Here is a 17,788-nt window from a genome sequence, read left to right as displayed (position 1 = left end):
CCCTCCAGCCCATGGCCGATCGCCTCGTGCAGCAGAATGCCGGGCCAGCCGGGGCCAAGCACCACATCCATTTCCCCCGCCGGGGCGGGTTCCGCCTCCAGGTTCACCAGCGCGATGCGCAGGGCTTCGCGGGCCTTGGCCTGCCAGTCCTGCGGCGCGATCAGCCCGTCCAGACCGACACGCCCGCCGCCGCCGGCGGTGCCGCTCTCGCGGCGTCCGGCGTCATCCACGATGACCGAGACATTGACGCGGGTCATCGGGCGCACATCGCGCACCCTTGTGCCATCGGCGCGCATGATTTCGATCTCCTGAAGCGAGGCGGCGAGGGTGGCCGAAACCTGAACAACCCGGGAATCAAGTCCCCGCGCAAAGGCGTCGATCTCGCGCAGGGTCTCGACCTTGACCGGAAACCCCTGTGCCGCGATCGGGTCAGTGTCACTATAAAGAGACATATTTGTCGCCTTTGGCGCCGCTGCCATGATGCCGCCGCCATCGCCTACCGCCAGCCGCGCGGTTTCCGCCGCGCGCTTCAGGGCCGAGATCGACATGGTGGTGGAATGGGCATATCCGGCCACCTCGCCACGCACCGCACGCAGGCCAAAGCCTTCGGCAGCGTCATAGCTGGCGGTGCGCAGACGCCCGTCATCGAACACCAGAGCCTCTGATTTCACGCGTTCGGCGAAGATCTCGCCATCCTCCGCACCGGCCAGCGCGGCGCGCAGCACCGGCAGCGCTTCATCCTCGGGAAGGGTGGTCTCAAAGGGTCGAAACGCTGTGGTATCCATAAAACGGGCCTCGTTTTTTTTGATCTAAGTCAAGAAAGCGACGCAATGACGCGAGCAACCCTCTTTATAACCTCTCCAGAATATGATTTTTAACGGCACCAAAGACAACGGCTGTGGATTGATTTTCACAAATGATTCCGAGGCCGGTCCAACGCAACGATCAAGCGATCAGGAAACGACATGAAGAATGCTTTGACGCTTTCGGGCTTTATCGCCGCTCTCACGAGCCTTCCAGCAATGGCGCAAGAAGGACTGGAATCCATCGGGAAGCCGCGCGACGGCCTGATGGGCTTTCAGCCGGCAGGCTCCGAATTGGCCGAGGGTATTCACAAACTCGACCACATGATTCTCATCATCATCACCGCGATATGTATCTTCGTCGCGGGGCTGCTGCTGTTTGCGATCGTGCGCTTTAACCGCCGTGCCAACCCGGAAGCGGCGAAATTCACCCACCACACCCCGATCGAGATCGCCTGGACTCTGGTGCCGATCCTGATCCTGATCGTCATCGGCTCCTTCAGCCTGCCGGAACTGTTCCGCCAGCAGGAGATCCCCGAAGGCGACGTCACCATCAAGGTGACCGGCAGCCAGTGGTACTGGACCTATGAATATGTCGATAGCGAATTTGCCTTTGACAGCTACATGATCGGCCACCCGGCCACGCTCACCTCGGAAGAGGAAGAAGCAGGGCTGAAACCTTTCGTAAACAGCGACCTGATGGCAGAGAAGCTGGCAAAAGCAGGCTATAGCGCCGATGAATTCCTGCTGGCCACCAACACTGCTGTTGTGGTGCCGGTGAACAAGACCATCGTGATGCAGGTGACCGGCGCGGATGTGATCCACTCCTGGGCGCTGCCGGCCTTTGGCGTGAAACAGGATGCGGTTCCCGGTCGTCTGGCGGAACTTTGGTTCAAACCCACCGAGGAAGGCATCTACTTCGGTCAGTGTTCCGAGCTCTGCGGCAAGGACCACGCCTATATGCCGATCACGGTCAAGGTTGTGAGCCAGGAGGCATATGACGCGTGGCTCAAGGGCGCGATCGAGGAATATGCCGACGCGGGCACCCCGCAAAGCTACCGCGTCGCCTCCAACTAAGACCCGCCGCCCCGGCGCGCGCGGCGGGGTTGGGGTTTGAAGACCTAAAATATCGGCCACACGTCTGATCGTGTGGCCGTCACCGACCAAAGAAGAGCCTGAAACATGAGCGACGCCAGCATCAACGCAAGCATGATCCGTGAAGACGACGCCTCCTTTGGTGATTACTTCGCGCTGCTGAAACCGCGCGTGATGTCGCTGGTGGTGTTCACAGCCTTTGTTGGCCTGATGGCCGCCCCGGTCGGCGTCCATCCGGTGATCGGTTTCTGCGCCATCCTGTTCATCGCCATCGGTGGCGGTGCCTCTGGGGCGCTGAACATGTGGTGGGATAGCGATATCGACCAGGTGATGAAACGCACCAAATCCCGTCCGATTCCGGCCGGCAAGGTCGACAAGGGCGAGGCGCTGAGCCTCGGCCTCGCGCTTTCCGGCCTGTCGGTGATCATGCTGGCGCTGGCCACCAACGTTTTTGCCGGGGCCTTCTTGGCCTTCACGATCTTTTTCTACGTGGTGATCTACACCATGTGGCTGAAACGCGCGACGCCGCAGAACATCGTTATCGGTGGCGCGGCGGGGGCCTTTCCGCCGGTGATCGGCTGGATCGCGGCGACCGGTTCCATGACCATCGAACCCTGGCTGATGTTCGCGCTGACCTTCCTGTGGACGCCGCCGCATTTCTGGGCGCTGGCGCTGTTCATGCGCAATGACTACGATATGGCGGATGTGCCGATGCTGACTGTGACCCACGGTCGCCGCTCCACCCGCAAACATATCCTGGCCTATACCGTGATCCTGGCGACCTTTGCCGTGGCCACTGCCTTCACCGGCGTTGGCGGGCCGATCTATCTGGCCGTGGCCTTGGTGCTGAACGCGCTGTTCCTGAAAGGCGCCGTCCAGATCTGGCGCCGGGACGAGGCAGCCTCCGAGGTCGATAATTTCAAGGTGGAGCGCTCTTTCTTTAAGCTGTCTCTGCTCTATCTGTTCCTGCACTTCGGTGCGATCCTCGCCGAGGCGCTGTTGAAACCCTATGGACTGGGAGGCTGGTAAGCCCCATGAGCCTGAACAAGCAACATGAACTGCACGCGCGTCGCAAAGGCCGCAATGTTGGCGTCGGCCTGTTGCTGGCGGGGTTCGTCGTGCTGGTGATGGCGCTGACGGTGGTCAAGCTGACCTCGCAGGATTTCACCTGGCCTGATTCCAAGAGCGAGGAGCAGAACTGATGGCGATGAGCGGTCCGCAAAAAACGGTCACCCAGCTGGTCGCGGTGGTTCTGGTCATGGGCGGGCTCGCCTGGGCGGCGGTGCCGCTTTACAATCTGTTCTGCCGCGTCACCGGTTTTGGCGGCGTGACGCAGGTGGCGGATGCGGGCTCTGACACCGTGCTCGACCAGACCATCAAGGTGCGCTTTGATGCCTCCAAGGACCGCGACATGCCCTGGGAGTTCAAACCCGTCGAACGGATCATGGAGCTGAAGATTGGCGAAACCGGTCTGGCCTTCTTTGAGGCCTATAATCCGACGGATCGTCCGGTGGCTGGGCAGGCGTCATATAACGTGACGCCCTATTCGACCGGTTACTACTTTGAAAAGATTCAGTGTTTCTGCTTTAACGAGCAGGTACTGCAACCGGGGGAGCGGGTCATGATGCCCGTGACCTTCTTCGTGGACCCCGAGATCGTCGAGGACCCGGAGGCAAAATATGTGCATACGATCACCTTGTCGTATACATTTCACGAGATCGATCTGCCCGAGGGTTATGCCTCCCTCGAAACCGGAGACACATCCGGGGCAGAGATAGAACTGAACTAAGGCCGCTTTGGTGAGGGACACTTAAATGGCGCATGCTAAAAATCACGACTACCACATTCTGCCACCGTCGATCTGGCCGCTGCTGAGTTCAATCGGTGCCTTCGTTATGCTGTTTGGCGCCGTGCGCTGGATGCATGGCATGGGCGCCTGGATGTTCCTGGCGGGGCTTCTGGCTGTTCTTTACTCTGCCTTCTGCTGGTGGTCTGAAACCATTGCGGAAAACAAGGCCGGCGATCACACCCCCGTGGTGCTGATCGGCCTGCGCTACGGCTTCATCCTGTTTGTGATGTCCGAAGTCATGTTCTTCTTCGCCTGGTTCTGGTCGTTCTTCAAACACAAGATCTACCCGATGCAGGACTACATCGGCTCCGAATATGTGGCGCCGCACATCCACGCCGTGGACGCGTTCCACCTGCCGTTGATCAACACGCTGGTGCTGCTGCTTTCGGGCTGTGCCGTGACCTGGGCGCACCATGCTCTGGTGCATGAAAACGACCGCAAGGGCCTGATCCAGGGTCTGGCCATCGGCATCGTGCTGGGCGTCTTCTTCACCGCGCTGCAAGCCTTTGAATATGCCGAACTGCTGCTGCATGAAGGCTGGGAATTCGGCGGTGACCAATTCTATTCCAACTTCTTCATGGCGACCGGTTTCCACGGCTTCCACGTGATCCTGGGCACTATCTTCCTGACCATCTGTCTGATCCGCGCGGTCAAGGGCGATTTCACCCCGAAATCCCACGCCGGCTTCGAGATGGCCGCCTGGTACTGGCACTTCGTTGACGTTGTGTGGCTGTTCCTCTTCTTCGCGGTCTACATCTGGGGCTTCTCCGGCATGTAAGCCGGACCCTGGGCCAAGTGTAACGGATACACGATTGCGGTTTTCCTTTCTGCAATCCCCACGTATCTACCGGGGCGCGCGAGGTCATCTCGCGCGCCCTTTGCCGTCTCTGCCGGGACGGGTAGGACCTGTGGCAAACGATCAGGAGCAACCACATCATGCGCCGGGTGATCTTTCTCTGTCTTGTCGGGGGGCTGGGCCTCGCGGTGCTGCTGTCGCTGGGCATCTGGCAGATGCAGCGGCTGAGCTGGAAACAGGGCATCCTCGCCACCATCGAGAGCCGCATCGCCGCCGCGCCGACGCCCTTGCCCGCCACACCGGACCCGGAGGCGGATAAATACCGCCCGGTCGAGGTCTCCGGCCATTTCCTGCCCGAAGAGATCCACGTCATAACCTCCGCCAAGGATCTCGGCCCCGGCTATCGTATCATCTCCGGCTTCGAGACCGACGCGGGCCGTCGCATCATGATCGACCGGGGATTTGTCACCAGCCCCAAACGGGATGCGGAACGGCCCAAGGGGGCGGCTACATTGGTCGGCAACCTGCATTGGCCCGATGAGGTCGACAGTTTCACCCCCGAGGCCGATGTGGCGGGCAATATCTGGTATGCCCGCGACGTGCCTGCCATGGCCGCGGTGCTGGGCACCGAGCCGCTCCTGGTGGTGCTGCGCGAAACGCCGGACAACAGCACCCATGCGCTGCCGGTCTCCACCGCGACGATTGCCAATGACCACCTGCAATATGCCATCACCTGGTTCTCACTGGCCCTGATCTGGGCTGCCATGACCGTTGCTTTTCTTCTGCGTACCCGCGCCAAAACCTGACAGGATCTGACGCCATGAAATATATCTCCACCCGCGGCCAAGCGCCTGAACTCTCCTTCGAGGATGCCATGCTCACCGGCCTGGCGCGCGACGGCGGCCTCTATGTGCCCGCCGAGATCCCGTCCCTCAGCACCGAGGAAATCGCCGCATTTGCCGGGCTCCCCTACGAGGAGGTCGCCTTTCGGGTGATGTGGCCCTTCGTGTCCGGTTCCTTCAGCGAAGACGAGTTCAAGGGCATCATCGCCCGCGCCTATGCGGGGTTTGGCCATGCCGCCCGTGCGCCGCTGAAACAGCTTGCGCCGAGCCATTTCCTGCTGGAGCTCTTTCACGGCCCGACCCTGGCGTTCAAGGATTTCGCCATGCAGCTCATCGGGCAGCTGTTTCAGACCGCGCTGAAGCGGCGCGGCGACAGCGTGACCATCGTCGGCGCCACCTCGGGCGATACCGGCTCGGCGGCGATCGAGGCGTTTCGGGGGCTGGATGCGGTCAATGTCTTTATCCTCTTTCCGCATGGCCGCGTCTCCGAGGTGCAGCGCCGCCAGATGACCACGCCGGATGATGCCAATGTGCATGCGCTGGCAGTGGATGGCGATTTCGACGATTGCCAGGCCGCGCTCAAGGATATGTTCAACGATTTCGACTTCCGCGATTCGGTGCATCTGGCCGGGGTGAACTCGATCAACTTTGCCCGGGTGCTGGCGCAGGTGGTCTATTACTTCACCGCCGCCGTGGCGCTTGGCGCGCCGCATCGCAAGGTCTCCTTCTCCGTGCCCACCGGCAATTTCGGCGATATCTTTGCCGGCTTTATCGCGCGCCAGATGGGGCTGCCGATCGAACAGCTGGTGGTCGCCACCAATCAGAACGACATCCTGCATCGCTGCCTGTCGGGGCAGGGCTATTTCAAGGGCGAGACCATCCCCTCGATCTCGCCGTCGATGGATATCCAGGTCTCCTCGAACTTTGAACGCGCGCTGTTTTACGCCTACAATCAAGACGGTTCCGCCGTGGCCCAGCTGATGGACGAGCTGAAGCAGGGCGGCGGCTTCAATGTCAGCCAGGGCGCCATGCAGGCGCTGAGCGAGATCTACACCTCCGGTCGCGCCTCCGAGGAGGAAACCCTGGCAACGATCAAATCCGAACTTGCCGCCTCGGGTGAACTCCTTTGCCCGCATGGCGCGGTCGGCGTCAAAGTAGCCAATGAACACCTCACCTACAGCGCGCCGATGGTCACCCTGGCCACCGCGCATCCGGCAAAATTCCCGGCGGCGGTGGAACAGGCCTCGGGCGTGTATCCGCCTCTTCCCCCGCGCATGGCAGATCTGTATGAAAGGTCGGAACGGGTGACCCGGATCGCCAATGATCTCGGCGCCCTCCAGACCTACATCAGAGAGCACATCGCCAATTGACCGTTAAACAAGATCGCCTGCCCAACGGGTTTCGCATCGTCACCGAACAGATGCCGGGGTTGCAATCCGCCTCCATCGGCATCTGGGTTACCGCAGGCGGCCGCCACGAGCGGCTGGAGCAGAATGGCATTGCCCATTTCCTCGAACATATGGCGTTCAAGGGCACCAAGACCCGCAGCGCCTTGCAGATCGCCGAGGCGATCGAGGATGTCGGCGGCTATATCAACGCCTATACCTCGCGCGAGGTCACGGCCTATTACGCCCGCGTGCTCAAGGACGACGTCCCGCTGGCGCTGGAGGTGATTGGCGATATCCTGCTGAACTCGGTCTTTGACGAGCGCGAGATCGAGGTGGAGCGCGGCGTTATCCTGTCGGAAATCGGCCAGGCGCTGGATACGCCGGATGACATCATCTTTGACTGGTTGCAGGAAGAAAGCTACCGCGATCAGGCGATTGGCCGCACCATCCTCGGCCCCGCCGAGCGGGTGCGCAGCTTCTCGCGCGAGGATCTGCGCCGCTTTGTCGGCGAACATTACGGCCCCGGCCAGATGATCCTGTCCGCCGCCGGTGCGGTGGACCACGACCAGCTGGTCAAGGCGGCAGAGGCGCTGTTTGGCCATATGGAGCCCAAGGCGCAGGACGTGCTGGAGGTTGCCCGCTTCACCGGCGGCGAGATCCGCCGCGACAAGGCGCTGGAGCAGGCCCATGTGGCGCTGGCCTTCGAGGGTCCCAGCTACCGCGCCGATGATATCTACACCGCGCAGATCTACGCGGGCGCGCTGGGGGGCGGCATGTCCTCGCGGCTGTTCCAGGAGGTGCGCGAAAAACGCGGGCTTTGCTACACGATCTTCTCGCAGGCGGGCGCCTATGAAGACACCGGCATGATGACCATCTACGCCGGCACCTCTGGCGCGCAGGTCTCGGATCTGCTCACCCTCACGGTGGACGAACTCAAACGCGCCGCCGATGACATGTCCGATGCCGAGGTCGAACGCGCCCGCGCGCAGATGAAGGCGGGCATGCTGATGGGGCTGGAAGGCCCCTCCAACCGCGCCGAACGTCTGGCGCGTCTGGTGCAGATCTGGGACCGCGTGCCCAGCCTGGAGGACACGGTGGCCAAGATCGACGCGGTCACCACCGCCGATGTGCGTGCCATGGCGGCGCATCTCGCGCATGAGGCCCCGGCGGCGCTGGCGCTCTATGGTCCGGTCGCCGATGCCCCGGATCTTGAGGAGATCGCCCGGAGGCGCGCGGCCTGATGCTTCTGTCGCGGCGGAGGGTGAAACTGGAAACCGAGCGGCTGACGCTGCGCCCGCCCGTGCATGCGGATTTTCGCGCCTGGGCGGCTCTGCGTTTGCAGAGCCAGCACTACCTGACCCCCTGGGAGCCGGCCTGGTCGCCGGATCACCTTAGCCGCAAATCCTTTACCAACCGGGTCTATTGGGCCAAACGCTCCATCGCGCAGGGCTCGGCGCTGCCGCTGTTTCTGGTCCGGCGCTCTGACGATCAGCTGGTCGGCGCGATCACCCTGGACAATATCCGCCGCGGCCCCGCCATGGCGGGCACCGTGGGCTATTGGACGGCGCAGAAATACGCCCGCAACGGCTATATGCGCGAGGCGATCGGCGCCGTGGTGCATCACGCCTTCACCCGGCTGGATCTCTCCCGCATCGAGGCCGCCTGCCTGCCGGAAAACGCCGCCTCGCGCGGGCTCCTGGAACGCTCCGGTTTTAAATACGAGGGCGTGGCGCAATCCTATTTGCAGATCAACGGACGCTGGCGCACCCATGTGCTCTATGCGGCGCTGCGCGGGGATCGCCGGGGCAAGACCATGGCCGGTCAGGCCTGACGCCACGCTGTCTTTGCCGTGGCGAGGGGGCTTGCCATCGCGCCCGCAATTGCACATTCATAGCCCATGACCCTGTCCCCTGCTGATCCCGCCTTTCTTGATGGGCTTGCCCGTCGCCTGCCCGACGATACGCTGCGCACCCCCGAGGCCCGCTATCTGGAGGAGCCGCGCGGGCGCTATCAGGGGCAGGCCGGGGCCATCGCCCTGCCGCGCAACGTCGCCGAGGTCTCAGAGATCATCCGTGCCGCCAATGCCGCCCGCGTCGGCGTGATCCCCTATGGCGGTGGCACCGGGCTGGTCGGCGGTCAGGTCCTGCCAGAGGGGCCCGCACCGGTGGTGCTGTCGCTGGAACGCATGCGCGCCATTCGCGCCGTCTACCCCGGGGAAAACGTCATCCTGGCCGAGGCCGGCGCCATCCTCGCCGAGGTCCAGGCCGCTGCAACAGCGGTGGATCGCTGCTTTCCGCTCTCGCTCGCCGCCGAAGGCACCGCCCGGATCGGCGGCAACCTCGCCACCAACGCCGGTGGCGTCAATGTGCTGCGCTACGGCAATGCCCGCGATCTCTGCCTTGGGCTGGAGGCGGTGCTGCCCTCGGGCGAGATCTGGAACGGGCTGACGCGGCTGCGCAAGGACAACACCGGCTATGATCTGCGCAACCTGCTGATCGGGGCCGAGGGCACGCTTGGCGTGATCACCGCCGCCGCGCTGAAGCTCGCCCCGATCCCGGCCAATCCGGGCACCGCGCTGTTCACCGTGCGCGACCCCGCCGCCGCGATCACCCTGTTGGCAATGGCGCGGGATGCGGTGGGCGAGGGCGTCAGCGCCTTTGAGCTGATCCACCGCCAGGGGCTGGCCTTTCTCGCCGAGACCCTGCCTGAGCTGCGCCAACCCTTTGAAACGCAACCAGAATGGTGCGTGTTGATCAACCTCGGCCTGGGGCGGGGCCAAAACGCCGATGCGGCGCTGGCCGATCTCTTTGAACAGGCGCTGGAGGCGGGCCTTTCCGAGGATGGCGTCATCGCCCAATCCGAAACCCAGCGTCAGGCGCTCTGGTCGCTGCGCGAACATATCCCCGAGGCCAACCGCCGGATCGGCTCGATCTCCAGCCATGACATCTCGGTGCCGATCTCTGAGATCCCGGAGTTCATCCCGGCCGGCTGGGCGGCGCTGGCCAGGCTGGATCCATCGCTAAGGGTCAATTGCTTCGGCCATCTCGGCGACGGCAACCTGCACTACAATGTCTTTCCCGCTGCGGGTAAGACCCGCTCCGATTACGATCACCTGCGCGGCGACGTCAAAGGCATCATCCATGATCTGGTGCAGCACTACGGCGGCTCGATCAGCGCCGAACATGGCATCGGCCGCCTAAAGGTCACTGATCTGGAACACTATGGCGATCCGGTAAAACTGGCCAGCATGCGCGCCATCAAACAGGCGCTGGACCCCAATGGCATCATGAACCCCGGCGCGGTTCTGGCCTGCGGCTGAGACACCGGGCCTGTTTCTTCTTCTAACCGAAAATATCCCGGGGAGCACGAGGGGCAGCGCCCCTCGTCATCGCGTCAGCGGCGTTTCAAAGCCCGTCAAACTCGCAAAGCACCTGCACATCCATGCCGAGCGCCTCAAGCTGTTTGCGCCCGCCCAGTTCCGGCAGGTCGATGATAAACGAACAGGAGATAATCTCGCCGCCCAGCGTCTCGATCAGCTTGATCCCGGTGCCCGCGGTGCCGCCGGTGGCAAGGAGATCATCAACCAGCAGGATTTTCTCGCCGGGCTGGATCGCATCGCTGTGCAGCTCCACCACCGCCTCGCCATATTCCAGCGTATAGGCCTGGCTGATCGTCGCTCCGGGCAGCTTGCCCTTCTTGCGGATCGGCACAAATCCGGTGCCCAGCTGATGCGCGATGGCACCGCCTAGGATAAAGCCGCGCGCCTCCAGCCCGACCACCTTGTCGATGCGCTCGCCAGCATAGGGGTGCAGCATCTGATCCACCGCCATGCGAAAGCCGCGCGGGTCGGCAAACAGCGTGGTGACATCGCGGAACATGATCCCCTCATGCGGGAAATCAACGATGGTGCGGATATAGTCCTTGACGGTTTTCGACTTTTTCATCGGCGTCTGGCCCCTGACCTGGCGTTCTGGATCAGCTCGCGTCCAGGCCCATAGCCTCTGGCACGCGAACCATAGCGGTTTGACCCAAGCATCCGCGCCATGCAAGCGTCAACCGCCGTTTGGCGAGGGCAAAGGCTGCGTTTGGTGGCCGCCTGTCAGCCCAGAACCCGACCGGCAACGGCATCCAGCCTGGCCAGAAGCGCCGGGTCGCGTTTGTCGGGCGCGGTCATGATGGCATGCTCCAGTGCCCGGTCGCAGCCATGCGGGCAGGGGGCGCGGTGCTGGCCCAGACGCGCGGGCAGACCCTTGACCAGCGCGCGCGCTTTGTCGGAATTGCCCTGCAAGGTCGCAATGATATCAGAGACATCCACCGCGCCGTGATCCGGGTGCCAGCTGTCGTAATCGGTGACCATGGCGATCGAGGCATAGCAGAGCTCCGCCTCGCGGGCGAGCTTGGCCTCGGGCATATTGGTCATGCCGATGACGTCGCAGCCCCATTGCTCGCGGTAGAGCCTGGATTCCGCCAGCGAGGAAAACTGCGGCCCCTCCATCGCCAGATAGGTGCCGCCCCGGTGGATCCTGATGCCGGCGGCTTTGGCGGCGGCCTCAACCGCATCTCCGAGGCGCGGGCAGGTGGGATGCGCGAGGGAGACATGGGCGACGCAGCCGGAGGAGAAAAAGCTCTTGTCGCGGGCAAAGGTGCGGTCAATGAACTGATCGACAATGACAAAATCCCCCGGCGCCATGTCTTCGCGAAAGGAACCGCAGGCCGAAACGGAGATCACATCGGTGGCCCCCAGCCGTTTCAGCGCGTCGATATTGGCGCGGTAGGGCACATCGCTGGGGCTGTGCACATGGCCGCGCCCGTGGCGGGGCAGGAAGGCCATTTTTACACCGTCAAACCGCCCGGTGAGGATCTGATCCGAGGGCGTGCCCCAGGGGCTGCTGACGCTGATCCATTCGGCGCCGTCCAGCCCGTCGATGTCATAGATGCCAGAGCCGCCGATCACGGCAATCAGGGTTTCGGTCATTGTCGCTCTCCTGCCGGTGTTTGTCGATCTATCGCCGAGGGGGGCGTGGCTTGGCAAGGTTGGATGCCTCCGGCGGGGATATTTTGAAAAAGGTGAAAGGGAGCGTGGCTATTCGCGGCGAATGATGCCGGTGAGCGCGGCGGCGCCAAGGGCGGAGACGATCCAGCCCAGGGTGGTGAAGAGCCAGCGCAGCCACCAGAGGTGATATCCCCATGAGCCGCGTTCGGTGGAGGGGGCCCAGGCCTCGGTCTGGCCAAAATCGACGATGGGGATGACGATGTCGGCGGCATAGGCGAGGGAGGAGAAGCTCTCCCAGTCGCGACCGGTGGGGGAGGTCTGCGCCCAGTGCTCTGCGGCGTTGGGGTGGTTGGTGAGGGCGCGCCATTCCGCGCTGCGCAGGATGGGGGCGGAGTTGGGGGCGAAATCGCCGCGATGCCATGCGCCGAGGGTCACTATCCAGCAGGAGGCGATGAGGCCAATAAGCCAGTGGAGGCTGCGAAAGGGTTTGCGCCCGTAGCCGACGGTGCTGCGCAACAGAAAATCCGCGAGATGTTCCGCGCCGAGGCGGAGCCGTCGGCCAATGGCGAGGCCGATCTTCGGGGCGTCGCGCCCGGCGTCTTTGATTTGCTTGCGGATGTCAGCCTTGCGTTCGGCAGCGAGTTTGGTGGCGAGGACATAGCGAACCTCCTGCGCCGCCGCCTCGTGGCCAATGTCGTGCAGGGTCTTGGCGAGTTGTTTATAGGGCTGCGGATAGAATTCGCCCTCCCAGCGGTCGCCTTTGGCAAGCCAGTCCAGGCGGGTTTTGGTGTCGGCAGGGCCGTGAACCCGATCATAGGTGAAGCCATTGAGGATCAGCTTGCCCGCCGCAGGCCAGCATTGAGGATCGTCAACCAAGGTTGAGGTTTTTGCGCAATTTAGATCAAGGATGCCGTCAATTTTTGCAAGCGCGCGGAGGATAAGACCGCCGGTGATCTCCGCACCTTGCAGGTCGAGGGCTGTTCCTTGGGGGGTATTGAACGTCGCGCCTTCGCAATCCAGTTGACCACCGATTTTGGCGCCGATGAGGTCAGCTGTTCCGTTGACCGTGGCCTTGCGGAGGAAGAGGTGGTCTTTGACCTGCGCATTTTGCAGGTTGAGCGCCACTCCATCCGGGCTGTCGAATGTTGCCCCTTCGCAGTCCAGCTGTCCCTGAAGAGTGGCGCCATCGGCGCTGAGGGCGGGCAGGGCGCAGGTCCTCAGCCGAAGGTTTCCGGCCCATTTTGACCGTGATGCGAAGATTTCATGCTGAAACCGGCAGCCGTGCAGCAGCATATTGCCGGGGATGGTGCCGTTGAACAGCGCGAGAGGGCCGCTGACATAGGCGCCATACAGCATGACGCCTTCTTCGGTGACATCGCAGCCCTCGCGGTTCAGGAGCAGCAGGCGCAGCACCTCGGCGCGGATGTGGCGGGTTTCTTGCGCGTCGGTCAGGGCGGACCAATCGTCAGGTTCTTCGGGAATTTGGTCGTGTGGGCCGAGTATGCAGATCTCTCCTGCCTCGGCGGCGGCTTTGAGCTTTTGCTCGGCCTCATTGGGGGGCGGGTCGATGTCGTCCCAGCTTTTGAAATGCATGTGGTTGCCTGAAAATCGCTGTCGCCAATGGGGTGAGTGTGGCGCGCGGGGGTGGGGACGGCAAGGGTTAAGGATGTGTTGCCGATGGGTCACAGGTGCTGACGTATTGTTTCGTGCGCGAAACATTGGGTCAGGGGGGCTGACCTATTGGGCAGGCGCGGGGCCGGGGCGGGCCTGGGGTGTGGTGACAAGGGCGGTAAAATCCCCTTGTTTTCCGGGCTTCCCTTGTGTCGTGGGGGTATTGGCGATAACAGGCCAGAAAATCTTCCCTCCGTTGATCACAGGTTTAGGTGTCATGACACGCGGCGTAATGGGCCTATTGGCCAAGAATATCTCTCCTCCCAATCTCTCCATCATGCAGGACGAGGGCTTTAGCGTCGGGCGGCTGCGCACGGAGCTGTTGTCGGGGCTGACCGTGGCGCTGGCGCTGGTGCCGGAAGCGGTGGCCTTTGCCTTTGTGGCCGGGGTGCATCCTTTGGTGGGGCTTTATGCGGCGTTTCTGGTCGGGCTGGTGACGGCGCTGATCGGCGGGCGGCCGGGGATGATCTCGGGCGCGACGGGGGCTTTGGCCGTTGTCATGGTGGCGCTGGTGGCGGAGCACGGCGTCGAATATCTCTTTGCCACGGTGGTGTTGATGGGGATCTTGCAGGTTCTGGCCGGGGTGATGCATTGGGGCAAGTTCATCCGGCTGGTGCCGCATCCGGTGATGCTGGGCTTTGTGAACGGGCTGGCGATCGTGATTTTCCTGGCGCAGATGACCCAGTTCAAGGTGCCGGGCACGGTGGAGAACACCGGCCATGGCGCCGGTGGCGGCGAGTGGCTGGCCGGTGGGCAGCTGGCGGTGATGCTAGGGCTGGTGGTGCTGACCATGGCGATCATCTGGGCGGTGCCGAAGGTGACCAAGATCATCCCCGCGCCGCTGGCCGGGATCGGGATCACCGCGGTCATCGTGATCGCCTTTGGGCTGGATGTGCCGCGGGTGGGCGATATGGCCTCGATCGAGGGCGGCCTGCCGATGTTCCACATTCCGATGGTGCCGCTGAACTGGGCCACGCTGGAGATCATCGCGCCCTATGCGGTGATCCTGGCGGCGATCGGTCTTATCGAGAGCCTGCTGACCCTGAACCTGGTGGGCGAGATCACCGGCAAACGGGGGGGCGCGAGCCAGGAATGTATCGCCCAGGGCACGGCGAATATCCTGACCGGCTTCTTTGGCGGCATGGGCGGCTGTGCGATGATCGGCCAGTCGATGATCAATGTGAACTCCGGCGGGCGGACCCGGATCGCGGCAATCGCGGCGGCGCTGTTTTTGCTGCTGTTCATCGTCGTGGCCTCGCCGCTGATCGAGCAGATCCCGCTGGCGGCGCTGGTGGGGGTGATGTTCATGGTGGTGATCGGGACATTTGCCTGGAACAGCTTCAAGATCATGACCAAAGTGCCCCTGACGGATGCCTTTGTGATCGTGCTGGTGACCGTGGTCACGGTGATGAGCGACCTTGCGGTGGCGGTGGTTGTTGGGGTGATCGTCTCGGCGCTGGCCTATGCCTGGAACAACGCCCGGCGCATTCACGCGGTGACCCGCGACAGCCACAGCGAGGCCGGGGCCAAGGTCTATGAGATCCAGGGGCCGTTGTTTTTTGGCTCCACCGACGGGTTTATCGAGCTCTTTGACGTGGAGAACGACCCGGAGGTGGTGATCGTGGATTTTGCCGCCTCGCGGGTGGTGGATCAATCGGCGCTTCAGGCGATCGAGACGGTGGCGGGGCGTTATGCCGGGGCAGGCAAGGCCATGCAGCTGCGGCACCTGAGCCGGGATTGTCATGAGCTCCTGAGCAAGGCGGGCCATCTGATGGTCGATAGCGACGATGACCCGGAATATGGTCTGGCGGTGGATTACTCGGTCAAGACCGGCATTCTCGGCAGTCACTGACGCCGCCGTTGCGCAGCTTGCCAAGCGGTCGCGGTCCCTGGTCGGGACCGCGGCTTTTTTGTGGGGTGTTGCACGGAGCGGGCCCCGTTAAACCCTTGCGGGAGCGGTCACTCGGGCGCGAGCTTCAGGAGCGCGTCCACATTGGCGGAAACGATGATCTCGTGATGTGCCTCGATCAGCTCGGTGGGCCAATCCCACCAGGCGATGTCGAGCAGGGCTTCGATCTGTTCGGGGGCAAAGCGGCGGCGGATCACGGTGCCGGGATTGCCGATCACGACGGCGTAGGGCGGTACCGAGCCACGCACCACGGCACCGGCGCCGATGATCGCGCCATCGCCGATCCTGGCGCCTGACATCACCTGCGCACCATAGCCGAACCACACATCATTGCCGATCTCGATATCGCGGATATCGGGGTTATAGCCCTCGCGCAAAGCGGGATCGAAGGTGCGGAACGGGTAGGTCGAGACGCCACGGGTGTCGTGATTGGCCGAGGCCGTGATGAATCGTACGCCCTGGGCGATCTGGCAGAACTTGCCGATCATCAGCCCGCCACGGGAGATGGGAAACAGATAGGGCGCCAGCCGGCTGGCCCAGCCGTCACGCGGGGGCGGGTCGAAATCCGAGGCATAGGTGTAGGCGCCGACGTTGAAATTCGGCAGGTCTACGACGTTTTTCAGATGGACGGTGCCGACATGCTGGGTGCCATCGGGCAAGATGATGGGGTGGATGCAATCGGCATCCGGCAGGGAAAAGGCCAAAACGGGACCTCCTGTAACAAATAGATCGCTTGGGCAATATGCCCAATGAGGGGCGGGTTACAGGTGCTGGTCCATCGTATCCTCCATCAGCTTGGCGACCAATTTAGCGCGGCCCCGGCCCGGAGGCAATGCGCCTCTCGGGTGTCGGGGCCGGGGGCTGGCCTCAGCGGTCGTTGGGGCGGGCGAGGGAGAAGACCGTCTCGATCTTGGCATAGTCGCGATAGCCCAGGCGGGTGAGCGGCTGATAGCGGGTGACGTCAAACAGGCCGTCAACCAGGCAATCGTCGCGCAGATGCACGCCGATGACCTCGCCAAAGGCCACCTTGTTGGACGCGCCAGGCAGGTCGATGATGCGGGTGAGCTTGCATTCCAGCGCGGCCGGAGCGCCCTCGACGCGGGCGCAGGGGATGGTGTCGCAGTCCACCGCGCTCAGCCCGGCATGGGCGAATTCGTCGATGTCCTTGTCCAGCAGCGCGGAGGAGGCATTCATCGCGTCGCGCATGGCGAATTCCACGATATTTACGCAGAAAACGCCGGTCTCGGCGATATTGGCCATGGAATCCTTGGTGCCGTCCTGATCCGGCTTGGTCGAAGTGGAGGCAAACATCACCTGCGGCGGCTCGTAGGCGACCGCGTTGAAAAAGGAATAGGGCGCGAGATTATTGACGCCATCGGCGCTGCGGGTGGAAATCCAGCCGATCGGGCGCGGGGTGACAATGGCGTTAAAGGGGTTGTGCGGCAATCCGTGGCCGTCTTCTGGGCGGTAGAACATGACATGACTCCAAGTGTTTGCCCCAGACTTACGCTCGTGCTAGGGCGAAATCCACCCCTGCGTCCCGATGGCCCCGTGGTCTATGGCGGCGCCTATGACGGAGCCCGTGACACGTGATTACCATCGCGCCCGAGAGGCCAGAGGATCGCTGGGAGGTTGAAGCCCTCTATGACCTGTGTTTCGCGCCCGGGCGCACGGCGCTGTCGTCTTATCGGCTGCGCGATGATGTGGCGCCGGTGCGGGCGCTGAGCCAGGTAGCGCGCGACGATGACGGCATTCTGGCCGGGGCGATCCGCTTTTGGCCGGTGCATGTGGGGCAGGCGGACGCGCTCTTGCTGGGGCCGGTCGCTGCCCACCCGACGCGACAGGGCGAGGGGATCGGATCCTCGCTCATTCGTGACAGCCTGTGGAAGGCGGAGCACAGCCATTGGGACCGGGTTCTGCTGGTGGGCGATGCGCCCTATTATCAGCGGTTCGGCTTTGCGCGGCTGAGCGGGGTGGAGATGCCACCGCCGACCAACCCCGAGCGGATCCTGGGACTAAGCCTCTGCCCCGGCGCCTGGGCGGGGGTTCAGGGCAAGGTCCGCCGCTGGACCGGTGCGGCGCAGAGGTAACAGGCGCCGCCTCGCGCGGGGGGCAGACCTTGAAAACGGCCGCCCGACTGCTGATCTCTTGAGCAAACAGGGAGGTTGGCCATGGGCGAACTGCTGGAAACAAAGGCGCGCATGCTGAGCGCGCGCGAGGTTGAGGCCGAGCTGGAGCGGATCGCCGCCCGCTATCACGCGGCGGGCAGTTTTGGCATGCGGCTGCTGAATGCGGTGGGTGGCCAGGCCGAAGGCGTGATGCGGCAGGTGCCCGCCCCGCTGCGCGGCACGGTCGAGGCCGCCGTGTTTCAGGCGTTGCAACTGGCGGTGCGCGGCGCGGATCACAGCCGCCGTCTGCTGCCGGATCAATCGGATCAGACCA

18 protein-coding genes and 1 pseudogene are annotated in these 17,788 nt (G+C 63.3%); 13 read left to right on the top strand and 6 right to left on the bottom strand.

Annotated elements, in window-relative coordinates; genetic code table 11:
• Nucleotides 1-785 (bottom strand): TldD/PmbA family protein (locus HCZ87_RS14435; RefSeq protein WP_303048848.1); only part of this gene is annotated, 785 nt, incomplete at its 3' end.
• A 180-nt stretch (nt 786-965) separates the two neighbouring features.
• On the opposite strand from HCZ87_RS14435, the gene coxB reads away from it, so the two are divergent.
• From coxB to HCZ87_RS14385, 10 genes are all read left to right on the top strand, one after another.
• Nucleotides 966-1,880, top strand: coding sequence for a cytochrome c oxidase subunit II (coxB, locus tag HCZ87_RS14430; protein ID WP_167644710.1), 915 nt, complete (start codon nt 966-968; stop codon nt 1,878-1,880).
• A gap of 105 nt (nt 1,881-1,985) precedes the next feature.
• Complete coding sequence (gene cyoE / locus HCZ87_RS14425; protein ID WP_167644708.1) at nt 1,986-2,927, top strand: heme o synthase; 942 nt, start codon at nt 1,986-1,988, stop codon at nt 2,925-2,927.
• Between the two features lie 5 nt (nt 2,928-2,932).
• Nucleotides 2,933-3,100, top strand: a complete 168-nt coding sequence (locus HCZ87_RS14420) for a cytochrome C oxidase assembly protein (protein WP_167644706.1) — start codon at nt 2,933-2,935, stop codon at nt 3,098-3,100.
• Nucleotides 3,100-3,687 carry a cytochrome c oxidase assembly protein gene (locus tag HCZ87_RS14415; protein ID WP_167644704.1) on the top strand — a complete coding sequence of 196 codons (588 nt, stop codon included), beginning with the start codon at nt 3,100-3,102 and terminating at the stop codon, nt 3,685-3,687. Before HCZ87_RS14420 ends, HCZ87_RS14415 begins: the two co-directional genes overlap by 1 nt.
• A gap of 25 nt (nt 3,688-3,712) precedes the next feature.
• Complete coding sequence (locus HCZ87_RS14410) at nt 3,713-4,525, top strand: cytochrome c oxidase subunit 3 (protein WP_167644702.1); 813 nt, start codon at nt 3,713-3,715, stop codon at nt 4,523-4,525.
• A gap of 158 nt (nt 4,526-4,683) precedes the next feature.
• On the top strand, nt 4,684-5,349 hold the full coding sequence (locus HCZ87_RS14405; RefSeq protein ID WP_167644700.1) for an SURF1 family protein: 666 nt from the start codon (nt 4,684-4,686) through the stop codon (nt 5,347-5,349).
• A 14-nt stretch (nt 5,350-5,363) separates the two neighbouring features.
• Nucleotides 5,364-6,755: a threonine synthase gene (gene thrC, locus HCZ87_RS14400; protein ID WP_167644698.1), complete on the top strand. Its 1,392-nt coding sequence runs from the start codon at nt 5,364-5,366 to the stop codon at nt 6,753-6,755.
• The gene (locus tag HCZ87_RS14395) at nt 6,752-8,014 is read left to right on the top strand and encodes a pitrilysin family protein (protein ID WP_167644696.1); all 1,263 of its coding nucleotides are present in this window, start codon (nt 6,752-6,754) and stop codon (nt 8,012-8,014) included. The genes thrC and HCZ87_RS14395 overlap by 4 nt, the downstream gene beginning before the upstream one ends.
• Nucleotides 8,014-8,604, top strand: a complete 591-nt coding sequence (locus tag HCZ87_RS14390; RefSeq protein WP_167644694.1) for a GNAT family N-acetyltransferase — start codon at nt 8,014-8,016, stop codon at nt 8,602-8,604. Before HCZ87_RS14395 ends, HCZ87_RS14390 begins: the two co-directional genes overlap by 1 nt.
• A 66-nt stretch (nt 8,605-8,670) precedes the next feature.
• A complete protein-coding gene (locus HCZ87_RS14385) occupies nt 8,671-10,092 on the top strand; it encodes an FAD-binding oxidoreductase (RefSeq protein WP_167644692.1) in 1,422 nt (473 codons plus the stop codon).
• Nucleotides 10,093-10,177: 85 nt separating this feature from the next.
• Here HCZ87_RS14385 and HCZ87_RS14380 read toward each other — a convergent pair whose 3' ends face one another.
• The 3 genes from HCZ87_RS14380 to HCZ87_RS14370 all read right to left on the bottom strand — a co-directional run bounded on the left by HCZ87_RS14380 (nt 10,178) and on the right by HCZ87_RS14370 (nt 13,359).
• Nucleotides 10,178-10,717 (bottom strand): adenine phosphoribosyltransferase, encoded by a 540-nt coding sequence (locus tag HCZ87_RS14380; RefSeq protein WP_167644690.1) that lies wholly within the window; start codon nt 10,715-10,717, stop codon nt 10,178-10,180.
• 155 nt (nt 10,718-10,872) lie between these two features.
• Nucleotides 10,873-11,748, bottom strand: a complete 876-nt coding sequence (locus tag HCZ87_RS14375; protein WP_167644688.1) for an S-methyl-5'-thioadenosine phosphorylase — start codon at nt 11,746-11,748, stop codon at nt 10,873-10,875.
• A gap of 108 nt (nt 11,749-11,856) precedes the next feature.
• Nucleotides 11,857-13,359 carry a hypothetical protein gene (locus HCZ87_RS14370; protein WP_167644686.1) on the bottom strand — a complete coding sequence of 501 codons (1,503 nt, stop codon included), beginning with the start codon at nt 13,357-13,359 and terminating at the stop codon, nt 11,857-11,859.
• A 295-nt stretch (nt 13,360-13,654) separates the two neighbouring features.
• Here HCZ87_RS14370 and HCZ87_RS14365 point away from each other — a divergent pair, with 295 nt between their 5' ends.
• Nucleotides 13,655-15,289: a SulP family inorganic anion transporter gene (locus HCZ87_RS14365; RefSeq protein ID WP_167644684.1), complete on the top strand. Its 1,635-nt coding sequence runs from the start codon at nt 13,655-13,657 to the stop codon at nt 15,287-15,289.
• Between the two features lie 107 nt (nt 15,290-15,396).
• Here HCZ87_RS14365 and HCZ87_RS14360 read toward each other — a convergent pair whose 3' ends face one another.
• Both HCZ87_RS14360 and HCZ87_RS14355 read right to left on the bottom strand, forming a co-directional pair.
• On the bottom strand, nt 15,397-16,050 hold the full coding sequence (locus HCZ87_RS14360; protein WP_254868655.1) for a CatB-related O-acetyltransferase: 654 nt from the start codon (nt 16,048-16,050) through the stop codon (nt 15,397-15,399).
• 163 nt (nt 16,051-16,213) lie between these two features.
• Nucleotides 16,214-16,822, bottom strand: coding sequence for a flavin reductase family protein (locus tag HCZ87_RS14355; RefSeq protein ID WP_167644682.1), 609 nt, complete (start codon nt 16,820-16,822; stop codon nt 16,214-16,216).
• A 113-nt stretch (nt 16,823-16,935) separates the two neighbouring features.
• On the opposite strand from HCZ87_RS14355, the gene HCZ87_RS14350 reads away from it, so the two are divergent.
• Both HCZ87_RS14350 and HCZ87_RS14345 read left to right on the top strand, forming a co-directional pair.
• The gene (locus HCZ87_RS14350) at nt 16,936-17,436 is read left to right on the top strand and encodes a GNAT family N-acetyltransferase (RefSeq protein WP_167644680.1); all 501 of its coding nucleotides are present in this window, start codon (nt 16,936-16,938) and stop codon (nt 17,434-17,436) included.
• A gap of 81 nt (nt 17,437-17,517) precedes the next feature.
• Nucleotides 17,518-17,788: pseudogene (locus HCZ87_RS14345) on the top strand (protein EcsC); the annotation flags it as partial.

Source organism: Phaeobacter sp. HF9A (assembly GCF_011806385.1).
Lineage (GTDB): Bacteria > Pseudomonadota > Alphaproteobacteria > Rhodobacterales > Rhodobacteraceae > Epibacterium.
The sequence above is the reverse complement of the archived record's forward strand: the minus strand, read 5'-3'. Positions and strand labels throughout refer to the sequence as shown.